Here is an 11,656-nt window from a genome sequence, read left to right on the forward strand (position 1 = left end):
CCGCCGGTCAGGTCGATCACGGCGAGCGACGCGGTGCCGGCGCGGCCCCAGGCTCCGGCGCCGCCCGCCCGCATCGTGGCGCCCGCCGCACGCGGGACGTCGGTATTCGGGGATTACGGTGCGAGCCTGGCGCCGCCGCGTCCCGCTGGCGGAGTGGCGCCATGACCGCGCCGCCGCCACGCGACAGTCTCTCACCGCGCGTTCCTGGCCGCGGCGGCCGGGATGCGGCGCGACGCGCCGGTGCACCCGAGCGCGGCGCGGTACCGCGGATGGAGCATGTCCGCGTCACTTCGCCCGATCTGGCGCGACGCGCCGCCATCGGTGTGCTGCACAGCCGGCTCGCCGCCGGATTTGCCGGCTTCGTGCTCATTTATCTGCTGCTTGCCGCGCGGGTCGTCTATGTCACGGTGGTCCATCCGGTCCCGCCGGACAAGGCGGCGATTGCGGCGCAGACGCCATCGACCACCGTCGTCCTGCCGCCACCCGCGCGCGCCGAGATCACCGACCGGAACGGCGAGATCCTTGCCGTCTCGCTGCCGGCGGCGGCATTGTATGCCAATCCGAAGCAGGTCGAGGATCCGGGTGTCGCGGCGCGCGAGATCGCCGCGGTGATCCCGGGGCTCGATCCCGGATTCCTCGAGGCGCGGCTCGCCGATCGGTCGCGCGACTTCGTGTATCTCGACCGCAAGCTGACCGCCTCGCAGGAACTGGCGGTCAACCGGCTCGGGATTCCGGGGGTGTATTTCGAGAATACCGAGCGTCGGCATTATCCCGAGGGGAACCTCGCGGCGCATATCCTGGGCGGGGTGACGCCGGACCAGCGCGGGATCGCCGGGGTCGAGGACTGGTTTAACAAGCGGCTGACCAGCGCGCCTGGCAAGCCGCTTCGCCTGTCGATCGATATCGGTGCGGAAGGGATCGTGCGCCAGGCGATCTGGCAGGCAATGAGCGATTATGATGCCAAGGGCGCCTGCGGCATCGTGATCTCGGCGCGGACCGGCAGGGTGCTGGCGATGGCCAGCGTGCCCGACTATAACGCCGATGATCTCGGGTCTGCGCCCGCCGATGCGCGCTTCAACCGCTGCGTGTCCGGCGACTATGAACCGGGCAGCGTGTTCAAGCTGCAGACGCTGTCGATGGCGATCAATTCCGGCATGATCCAGCCCTGGGACCGGTTCAACACGACGCATCCGCTGCATGTCGGCCGGTTCACCGTGACCGACTTCGAGCCGGCGCATATCTGGATGGCGGTGCCGCATATCCTCGCCGTGTCGTCGAATATCGGCGCCTCGCGGATCGCGACCATTCTCGGGCCGCAGATCCAGCGCGCATGGCTGCGCAAGCTCGGCTTCTTCCGTCGTCCGCCGATCCAGCTGCCGGAAGCCACGCCGCCGATGTATCACCCGAAATCAAGCTGGAAGCTGCTGACGACGATGACGGTGAGTTTCGGCAACGGCATCGCGATGTCGCCACTGCAGCTGATTTCGGCGGTCGTGCCGGTCGTCAATGGCGGGATCTGGTATCCGCCCACCCTGCTGGACCATGGGAAGCGGTCCGCCGGGGTGCGGGTGATGAGCGAGCGGACGTCGCTGATCATGCGCAAGATGATGCGCAATGTCGTCACCGCCCCGGATGGCACCGGCGTCTATGCCCGGGTGCCGGGGTATCTCGTCGGCGGCAAGACCGGCACGGCGCAGGTCGTCGGGCCGAACGGGCGCTATCTGCAACATCTCAACAACGCCTCGTTCATGGCCGCGTTTCCGATGAACGATCCGCGCTATGTGGTCTATGTCGTCGTGCTGCAGCCGCATGCGACGAAGCAGATGCTGCCGTTCTGCCATGGGTTTACCACGGGCGGCTATGTCGCCGCGCCGGCCGTCGCCCAGATCATCTCGCGGATCGGGCCGATGCTCGGGATCATGCCTTTATCCGGCCAGACGCTTGCCGAGGCGCAGGCGGCACTGTCGATCCCGCTCGATCCGCCGGCGCCGCCGGGTCGGCTCGCGCTGGGGCCGGGGCACCTGTTCCCGCCGGGGGCGAGCAAATACGCCTATATCCTCGCGCATCAGACCCCGCCGGCGAACATGGACGTCGCGGCGCATGACCAGGCGCTCGCACGGACCGAGATGTGGCAGCCCCTGGCGCCGGCGGCACAAACGGTGAGCCTGCCCGCGGCGCCCGCTTCCAGCGCCCATACGCTGGGGCACCGGATCATGAATATCGCCCTGCCGGTGACGCATGCGGGGGGGTGAACTGATGGACGGTCTTTCACGTTACGGTGCCCCGCCAGGCTGGATCCTGCCGCCGGAGACGGTGTTTTCCGGAATCACCGCTGACAGCCGCGCCGTGCGCAAGGGCATGATCTTCGCCGCCTTGCCGGGCGCGCGCGCCGATGGGCGAGATTTCATCGCCCAGGCCGTGGCACAGGGGGCCGCCGCGGTGCTGGCGCCTTCGGGCACCCGCTGGCCGCCTGGCGTGCCGCCACGCCCGCTGATCGAGGACCCGGAGCCGCGGCGCCGCCTGGCCGAGATCGCGGCGACGCTGGCAGGACCGCTGCCGGAGACGATTCTCGGCGTGACAGGCACCAATGGGAAGACCTCGACGGTGGATTTCATCCGCCAGATGGCAGTGGCGAGCGGGAGACCGGCCGCCTCGCTCGGCACGCTCGGGCTGATCGCGCCGGGCTTCGCGCCGGGGGCAAGCCTGACCACGCCGGATCCGGTGACCCTCTCCGATATCCTTGCCGCGTTGCGGGCGGCCGGAATCGGGACCGTTGCGCTCGAGGCCTCCTCGCATGGGCTCGACCAGTTCCGCCTGCATGGGCTGCGCCTTGCCGCTGGCGGGTTCAGCAACCTGACACGCGATCATCTCGATTATCACGGGGACATGGCGTCCTACCGTCGGGCCAAGTTGCGGCTGTTCCAGGACCTGCTGCTTCCCGGCGCGCCGGCGGTGGCAATGGCCGATCTTGAGCCGGATACGCTGGCGGCACTGCGCGACATCGCGCAGGCGCGGCGGCTCGATCTGGCGACGGTGGGCGCGGGCGGTGACCTGTTTGACCTGCGCGGCATCATCGCGACGCCGTCTAGCCAAGTGCTGACGATCGCGTGCGGTGGCGTGTCGCGCGAGATCGAACTGCCGCTTCCGGGCCGGTTCCAGGTGGATAATGCGTTGCTTGCGGCAGGCCTCGCGCGTGCGGCAGGCGTGTCCGATCCGCTGGACAGGCTGCCAGGCCTCGCGCCGGTGCGCGGGAGGCTGGAGCGCGCGGCGGTGCTGCCGAATGGCGCTGCCGCCTATGTCGATTACGCGCACACGCCGGATGCGCTGGAGCGGTTGCTGATGGCGCTGCGCCCGCACGCGGCCGGACGGCTGGTGCTGGTGTTCGGCGCGGGCGGCGATCGGGATCGCGGCAAGCGGAAGCTGATGGGTGATGTGGCCGCGAGACTCGCGGACGTCGCGATCGTCACCGACGACAATCCGCGGAGCGAGGACCCGGCATCGATCCGCGCGGCAATCCTCGCGGCCTGCCCCGGCGCGCGGGAGATCGGCGACCGGCGTGCCGCGATCGCTGCCGGACTCGATGCGCTGCGGGCGGGCGACGTGCTGGCCGTGGCTGGCAAGGGACATGAGAGCGGGCAGATCGTCGGTGATGCGGTGCTGCCCTTCGACGATGCGGCGGTGATCAGGGAACTTGCGGCATGAGCGGTCTCTGGAGCGCGCGCGACCTTGCCGTCGCCACCAACGGCACCTGGCTGCGCGGCGAGGCTGATGCCACAGGTGTTTCGATCGACAGCCGGACGACCGCGCCAGGCGAGTTGTTCGTCGCCCTGGCGGACGCTCGCGACGGGCATGATTTCGTTCCTGATGCCGAGGCGAAAGGGGCGGCCTGCGTGCTGGTTTCGCGCGATGTCGGCGCCGGGCCGGCGCTGCTCGTCGAGGATGTGCAGGCCGCGCTCACCCGGCTCGGCGAATTCGGTCGGGCGCGCAGCCGCGCCCGCGTCGTCGCGGTCACGGGCTCGGTCGGCAAGTCCACCACCAAGGAAATGCTGCGCCGGATCCTCTCCGCATTTGGCGCGACGCATGCGGCTGAAGCCTCCTTCAACAACCATATCGGCGTGCCGCTGACCCTCGCGCGGTTGCCGGCCGAGGCCGATTTTGCGGTGGTCGAGATCGGCATGAACCATCCAGGCGAGATCGCGCCGCTCTCCGCCATCACGCGGCCGCATGTCGGCGTGATCACCGCGATCGGCTCGGCGCATCTGGGGTTGATGGGTTCGGTCGAGGCGATTGCCGATGAAAAGGCGGAATTGTTGCGCGGCGTGGTGCCGGGCGGGGCGGCGGTGCTGCCGCGTGGGCCGTTCCTTTCGCGCCTTGCGCGCCGGGCGCGGGACGGGGTTCGGGTGGTCAGTTTCGGCGCGCAGGATCTCGCGGAGGCAAGGCTGATCGAAGCCGAGAGCGATGCCGACGGAGTCGCGGTGACGGCGAATATCCTGCGCATGGTGGTCCGTTGCCGTCTCGCTGCGCCGGGAACGCATATGGCGATGAACGCGGTGGCGGCGCTGGCGGCGGCGGCGGCACTCGGGCTCGATCCGGCGCAGGCCGCGGCGGCGCTCGATGGTTTTGCACCGCTGGCCGGGCGCGGCGCCCGACGCCGCGTGAATGTGGACGGCGTCGAGATCACGCTGCTCGACGAGAGTTACAATGCTTCTGGCAACTCGGTGCGTGCGGCGATCGAGGTTCTCTCACTGCTGCCGGGGCGGCGCATCGCCGTGCTGGGCGACATGCTCGAACTCGGTGACTATGCCGATGACGAGCATCGCGATCTTGCGGATGCGGTTTCCGGCGTGGCCGATCTGGTTTTCGCCTGCGGGCCGCATATGCGCGTGATGTTCGATGAACTGCCGGAACGTCAGCGGGGCGCATGGGCGGTGGATGCCGCATCCCTCGCACCGGCGGTGCGCGCCGCACTCGCGGTGGGTGACGTCGTGCTGGTGAAAGGGAGCTACGGGTCGCGGATGCGTGACGTGGTCGCGGCGATCGAGGACAAGGCCTGATGCTCTACGCTCTGCTCCTTCCCCATGTCGCCGCGTTCCACGCGTTCAACCTGATCCGCTATATCACGTTCCGCGCGGGTGGCGCGTGCCTGACGGCGCTTGTCGTCAGTTTCCTGCTCGGCCCCAGGCTGATCCGCTGGCTCAAGTCGCTCCAGAAGCAGGGGCAGCCGATCCGGGCCGACGGGCCGGAACGGCATCTGATCGAGAAGAAGGGCACGCCCACGATGGGCGGCTTCCTGATCCTGATCGCTCTGACCGTTTCGACACTGCTCTGGGCAGACCTGCGGAACGGCTATGTCTGGGCCGTGCTGATGATCACGATCGGCTATGGCGCACTCGGCTTCGCCGATGATTTCCTCAAGCTGACGAAGCGCAACACCAAGGGTGTGCCGGGGCGGATCAAGCTCGTTGTGCAGGCGGTGCTCGGGCTTGGCGCGGCTGTATGGATCACGCAGCTGATGCCCGGCTCGATCGCCGATTCGCTCGCCGTGCCGGTATTCAAGCATCTCATGATCCCGTTCGGCCCGCTGTTTCCGCTGGTCGCGATGTTCGTGATGATGGGCGCCTCGAACGCGGTGAACCTGACCGACGGGCTCGATGGCCTTGCTATCGTGCCGACGATCATCGCCGCCGGCGTGTTCACGCTGATTGCCTATCTCGTCGGCAACAGGATTTTTTCGCATTACCTCGAAATCAATTTCGTTCCCGGAACGGGTGAGCTGGCCGTGTTCTGCTCGGCGCTGATCGGCGCCGGCATGGGATTCCTGTGGTTCAACGCGCCGCCGGCCGCCGTGTTCATGGGCGATACCGGTTCGCTTGCGCTTGGGGGTGCACTCGGTTCGGTCGCCGTGGCGACGAAGAACGAGATCGTGCTGGCAATTACCGGCGGGCTGTTCGTCGTCGAGACCGTTTCGGTCATCGTGCAGGTGTTCTGGTACAAACGGACCGGGCGGCGCGTATTCCTGATGGCGCCGCTGCATCATCACTTCGAGAAGAAGGGCTGGGCCGAGCCGACCGTGGTGATCCGCTTCTGGATCGTTGCGATGATACTTGCGTTGCTGGGCCTGGCGACCCTGAAAATCCGATGAGCGCGCCGGTGGAAAACTGGAGCCACGTGTTCGCGGGGCGGCGTTACGCAGTGCTGGGTCTCGGAGTGAACGGCTTGCCAGCAGCGCAAGCGCTCGTGGCCATGGGCGCGTCGGTCATCGCCTGGGACGACAACGAGGCACGGCGCGGCGCGGCTGCTGCTGTGGGGATTACGATCGGCCGGCCCAGCGATGCCTCCAAACTCGACGGACTGATCCTGTCGCCGGGCATTCCCCATGCTCTGCCTGTGCCTCATCCCGAGGCAGCGGCGGTGATGGCGCGCGGCGTGCCGATTTTCACCGATGCCGAACTGCTGTTCCGCGCGGTCCGCGACTCGGGCAGTTCTGCGCGGTTCGTTGGAATCACCGGCACCAACGGCAAGTCCACCACGACGGCGCTGCTGGCGCATATCCTTGCCGATGCCGGCATCGAGGTTGCGGCGGGCGGCAATCTGGGGCCGGCCGCGCTCGCCTTGCCGCGCCTTGGTGATGACGGCGTGTATGTGCTCGAAATGTCGAGCTACATGTTGGAGCGAATCGTAAACATGCGCTTCAGTGCTGGGGCAATGCTGAATCTGACCCCGGATCACCTCGACCGCCATGGTAACATGGCCGGATATGAAGCTGCAAAGTCTCGGCTTTTTGTCGGACAGGAAGCTGGCGATGTCGCCGTGTTTGGGATCGATGACGCCGCGACGGCGGCGATGGCGACCCGATTCGAGGATGGCAAGAGACGAATCGTGCGAATTTCCGGCTGCCAGCGGGCCGATATTTTCGCGCGCGGCCGCAAGCTGGTCGATCATTCCGGCGTGATTGCCGATCTCGACGCGGCGGCGGCATTGCCCGGCACGCACAACGCGCAAAACGCGGCGGCCGCGGCTGCCCTTGCGCTCGCGTTCGGTGTTCCGCGCGAGGTCATTGGCCGGGCGATGGCGTCCTTTCCCGGACTGCCGCACCGGCAGCGCGTGGTCGCATCGGTTGCGGGCGTAACCTTCATCGATGACAGCAAGGCAACCAATGCCGATTCGGCCGCGCGAGCGCTGGATTGCCATGAGCGCCTGGTATGGATTGCCGGGGGGATCGGGAAGGACGGCGGCATCACGCCGCTGGCGCCGTGGTTTTCCCGCGTTGCCCATGCGGTGCTGATTGGCCGCGATGCGCCGGAATTCGCCGCGACGCTCGCCAGCGCGGGCGTCTCCTGCGAGATCGCGGGGACGATCGAGAACGCCGTTCCGTCTGCTTTCGCGGCGGCCCGGCGAATTGGGGTCGATACCGTGCTGCTCTCGCCGGCGGCAGCGAGTTTCGACCAGTTCACCGATTACGCCGCGCGCGGACGACGTTTCGCCGAACTGGCCGCCCGCCTCGTTTCGATGGAGGCCAGGTGATGCCGGTCCTTTCGCGCGCGGATGATTCAGTCGTCGGACGGTGGTGGTGGAGCGTCGACCGGGTGATGCTCACCGCCCTGCTGCTGCTGGTGGGCCTGGGCTATGTGCTTGCGCTCGCGGCCACGCCGGCGACCAATCTTTCGCTGAACGATCCTAACACGATCGTGATGATCCGGCAGATCGTCTATCTGCTGACGGCGGGAATTCTGATGGTCGGGGTTTCGATGCTCGACCTGCATTACGTCAAGCTCGCCGCGCTCGCGACCGGGGTGGTCTTCCTTGTGCTCACCGGGTTCACTCTCGTGCATGGCGTCGTCGTCGATGGCGGACGGCGCTGGATCGCGCTGCCGGGCTTCACCATTCAGCCTTCGGAATTCCTCAAGCCCGCGCTGATCATCGCGACCGCATGGCTGCTGGCGGAGCGGCGGCGCACGCCGGGATTTCCGGGCATGTTCGCGGCGATCGGTCTCAACAGCCTGGTGGTGCTGATTCTTCTGCGCCAGCCCGATGTCGGTTCAACCGCCCTGGTGCTGGCGACATTTTTCGTCCAGCTTTTTCTCGACGGCCTGAACACGTTTTTCGTGGGGCTTGGCGTGGCCGGATTTGGCGCCGCCGGATTCGCAGCATTCGAGCTGATCGCTCACGTGCACAAGCGCGTGATGCTGTTCCTCCATCCGACCAAGGACAAGGCGTATCAGGCGCTCACGGCGCTTTCCGCCTTCGCCAATGGCGGGCTCTGGGGACGCGGGCCGGGCGAGGGGCAGGTGAAGCACTACCTGCCCGACGCGCGCGCCGATTTCGTCTTCGCGGTGGCTGGCGAGGAATTCGGCATGTTTCTTTGCCTCGGCATCATCGCGCTCTATGCGGTGATCGTGCTGCGTGGGTTCATGCGGGTGCTGCGCGAGACGGATCCGTTCGTGGCCCTCGCCTCTGCCGGGCTGCTGACCAGTTTCGGACTGCAGGCCTTCATCAACATGGCGTCTTCATTGTCGATGATCCCGACCAAGGGCATGACACTGCCGTTCCTATCTTATGGCGGTTCGGCTGTTCTGGCGACCGGGTTGCACATGGGGTTCCTGCTGGCGCTGACGCGACGGCGCACCCATGCCGAGCGCGTGACGGACGGGCTGTTCGGCCTCGGCATGCAGGATCGGGCGGTATGAGAGGCGCGATGCTGAACCCGATTGTCATCGCAGCCGGCGGCACGGGCGGGCACATGGTTCCCGCGGAATCCGTGGCAGACGAACTGATGCGGCGTGGCCAGCGGATCGTGCTGATGACGGACGCGCGCTCGGCGGGGCAGAAATCGGCGGTATTTGCCGGCTGCGAGCGCCATGTTCTGGCCGGTGCGGGGCTGGCCGGACGCAGTCTTGGGCGGCGACTTCTTGGCGTGGCACAGCTTGCGCGCGGCACCGTCGCGGCCCGGCGCATCCTTGCAAAGCTCGATGCTGCCGCTGTGGTCGGCTTCGGCGGCTACCCCTCGGTGCCGCCGGTGCTCGCGGCGGCTACGCTGCGGCGGCGGCCCGCCATCGTGTTGCACGACCAGAACGCGGTGCTCGGCGGCGCGAACCGCTTCCTCGCGCGCTTCGCCGACCATCTCGCGCTGAGCTTCGAGGGCACCGCGGGGGTGCCCGGCCGGGCGCGCGCGACAGTGACCGGCAACCCGGTGCGCGCCGCGATTTCGGTGCTGGCTGCGTCGCCCTATGAACCGCCGGCGGAGACGATCCGGCTGCTGGTGCTCGGCGGCTCGCTCGGGGCGCGGATTTTCGCCACCCTGGTACCCGAGGCGCTGGCCCGGCTGCCGGAGGGGCTGCGCCGGCGGATCGCACTGACCATGCAATGCCCGGGGGAGGCTATCGGGGCGGCACGCGGCGCACTCGATGCCGCCGGGATCACACATGAACTGGCGCCGTTCTTCAGCGATGTGGCGCCGCGCATGGCGGCGGCGCATCTGCTGGTCGCGCGGTCCGGCGGGTCGACCGTCGCCGAGGTGGCGACGATCGGGCGGCCGGCGATCTTCATTCCGCTCGCGATCAATACCGACCAGCGGCACAATGCCGATGTCCTGGCGCGGCGGGGCGGCGCATTCCGGCTCGACCAGGCGACGACGACACCGGACCGGCTGGCCGGCGTACTCGAATCCCTGCTCGATGATCCGCTGCGGCTGGCCGCGATGGCCGAGGCGGCGGCGAGCGCGCGGATCGAGGAGGCTGCCGCGCGGCTCGCCGATCTCGTTCTGTCGGCCATTGCGGAGCGTGTGCGATGAGGGCGATGCCGCTGTCGATCGGGACGATCCATTTCGTCGGCATTGCCGGGATCGGCATGTCGGGCATTGCCGAGGTGCTACACAATCTCGGCTATTCCGTGCAGGGATCCGACCTTTCCGAAAACGCCAATGTCGCCCGCCTGCGCGCCGCGGGCATTCCGGTCGCGATCGGGCATGACGCGGCGAATCTGGGCAACGCGCAGGTGGTTGTGGTGTCGACCGCGGTGCCGCGCGACAATCCCGAGGTGCAGGCGGCGCGCAAGCGGATGATCCCGGTGGTGCGGCGCGCCGAGATGCTGGGCGAACTGATGCGGCTGCGCTGGTCCGTCGCGATCGGCGGCACGCATGGCAAGACGACGACGACGAGCCTCGTCGCGGCCGTGCTCGAAGGGGCGGGGCTCGATCCGACCGTGATCAATGGTGGGATCATCAACGCCTACGGCACCAATGCACGGCTTGGCGGCGGCGACTGGATGGTGGTCGAGGCCGATGAGAGCGATGGCAGCTTCCTCCGCCTGCCGGCGGTGATCGCCGTCGTCACCAACATGGACCCCGAGCATCTCGACCATTGGGGCTCCGCCGAGGCGATGGAGGCGGGATATCGCCAGTTCGTCTCGAACATCCCGTTCTACGGGTTCGCGGTTCTGTGCATCGATCATCCCGGCGTGCAGCGGATGATCCCGGACCTGTCGGATCACCGGCTGATCACCTATGGCCTGTCGCCGCAGGCGGATGTCCGGGCCGAGCGGATCATGTCCGACCGTAATGGCGCGACGTTCGAGGTGCGCCTGTCCGAACGGGTGGCCGGGCGCGAGCGCGTGTTGGCGCCGATGCGCCTGCCGATGCTGGGCAACCACAATGTCCAGAACGCGCTGGCCGCGATCGCGATCGGCATCGAGATGGAGGTGCCGGAGGTCGACCTGCGCGCGGCGCTGGCGAGTTTCCGGGGCGTGAAGCGGCGTTTCACCAAGACCGGCGAGGTCGCCGGCATCACCGTGATCGACGATTACGGACATCACCCGGTCGAGATCGCGGCGGTGCTGCGGGCGGCGCGCCAGGCCGGTGCGCGGGACGTGATCGCCGTGGTGCAGCCGCACCGCTACACGCGGCTGGCGACGCTGTTCGAGGATTTCTGCACCTGCATGAACGATGCGGGAAAGGTGATCGTCGCCGACGTCTATCCGGCGGGCGAGGAGCCGATCCCGGGTATCGATCGCGACGCGCTGGTCGAGGGGCTGCGGGCGCGCGGCCACAAATCGGTTGTCTCGCTCGGTAGCCCCGATCATCTGGCCGAGATGATCAACGCGATGGCCCGCGCCGGCGATTACGTCGTCTGCCTCGGCGCCGGGTCGATTACCAACTGGGCGCAGGCGCTGCCCAACCAGATGCAGGCGCTGATCGAGACCACCCGCCGCGGTGCCGGGGGGATGCGATGATGGCCGCTCCGGTCATGGCCGACTGGCGCGCCGCCCTGCCGGAAGTGCGCGGGCGCATCGGGTTCGATGTTCCGCTCGGGCCGGTGACGTGGTTCCGCGTCGGCGGGCCGGCGGAGGTGATGTTACGCCCTGCCGATATCGAGGATCTGAGCCGTTTTCTCGCCGCGCTGGCGCCGGAAGTGCCGGTGCTGCCGATCGGCGCCGCCTCCAACCTGATCGTGCGGGATGGCGGGATCGCGGGTGTGGTCGTGCGGCTGGTGCGCGGGTTCGCGGACATCGAAGTCCTGCCGGACGGCATCGTTGCGGGGGCGGCGGCGCTGGATGCGACGATCGCCGAACACGCGGCGGCGGCGGGGCTCACCGGGCTCGAATTCCTCTCGGGCATTCCGGGCTCGCTCGGCGGCGCCGTGGCGATGAATGCCGGCGCTTA

Annotated in this window: 9 protein-coding genes; all 9 read left to right on the forward strand. The window is 68.1% G+C overall.

Annotated elements, in window-relative coordinates; all coding sequences use genetic code 11:
* Window positions 1–161: 161 nt before the first annotated feature.
* Complete coding sequence (locus APM_RS05450) at window positions 162–2,252, forward strand: penicillin-binding protein 2 (RefSeq protein ID WP_039887864.1); 2,091 nt, start codon at window positions 162–164, stop codon at window positions 2,250–2,252.
* Window positions 2,239–3,702, forward strand: a complete 1,464-nt coding sequence (locus tag APM_RS05455) for a UDP-N-acetylmuramoyl-L-alanyl-D-glutamate--2,6-diaminopimelate ligase (protein ID WP_007422357.1) — start codon at window positions 2,239–2,241, stop codon at window positions 3,700–3,702. Before APM_RS05450 ends, APM_RS05455 begins: the two co-directional genes overlap by 14 nt.
* Window positions 3,699–5,054, forward strand: a complete 1,356-nt coding sequence (gene murF / locus APM_RS05460) for a UDP-N-acetylmuramoyl-tripeptide--D-alanyl-D-alanine ligase (RefSeq protein ID WP_007422358.1) — start codon at window positions 3,699–3,701, stop codon at window positions 5,052–5,054. The genes APM_RS05455 and murF overlap by 4 nt, the downstream gene beginning before the upstream one ends.
* Entirely contained in the window at window positions 5,054–6,142 is a 1,089-nt protein-coding gene (gene mraY, locus APM_RS05465; protein WP_007422359.1) for a phospho-N-acetylmuramoyl-pentapeptide-transferase, read from the forward strand. Before murF ends, mraY begins: the two co-directional genes overlap by 1 nt.
* Complete coding sequence (murD, locus tag APM_RS05470; RefSeq protein ID WP_007422360.1) at window positions 6,139–7,524, forward strand: UDP-N-acetylmuramoyl-L-alanine--D-glutamate ligase; 1,386 nt, start codon at window positions 6,139–6,141, stop codon at window positions 7,522–7,524. The genes mraY and murD overlap by 4 nt, the downstream gene beginning before the upstream one ends.
* Window positions 7,524–8,687, forward strand: coding sequence for an FtsW/RodA/SpoVE family cell cycle protein (locus APM_RS05475; RefSeq protein ID WP_007422361.1), 1,164 nt, complete (start codon window positions 7,524–7,526; stop codon window positions 8,685–8,687). The genes murD and APM_RS05475 overlap by 1 nt, the downstream gene beginning before the upstream one ends.
* Window positions 8,684–9,790, forward strand: a complete 1,107-nt coding sequence (murG, locus tag APM_RS05480; RefSeq protein ID WP_039887869.1) for an undecaprenyldiphospho-muramoylpentapeptide beta-N-acetylglucosaminyltransferase — start codon at window positions 8,684–8,686, stop codon at window positions 9,788–9,790. Before APM_RS05475 ends, murG begins: the two co-directional genes overlap by 4 nt.
* Complete coding sequence (gene murC / locus APM_RS05485) at window positions 9,787–11,226, forward strand: UDP-N-acetylmuramate--L-alanine ligase (protein WP_007422363.1); 1,440 nt, start codon at window positions 9,787–9,789, stop codon at window positions 11,224–11,226. Before murG ends, murC begins: the two co-directional genes overlap by 4 nt.
* On the forward strand, window positions 11,223–11,656 hold a 434-nt coding region (locus tag APM_RS05490), incomplete at its 3' end, for an FAD-binding protein (protein WP_039887872.1). The genes murC and APM_RS05490, both read left to right, overlap by 4 nt.

The organism is Acidiphilium sp. PM (assembly GCF_000219295.1).
In the GTDB taxonomy this organism is placed as follows: Bacteria; Pseudomonadota; Alphaproteobacteria; order Acetobacterales; family Acetobacteraceae; genus Acidiphilium; species Acidiphilium multivorum.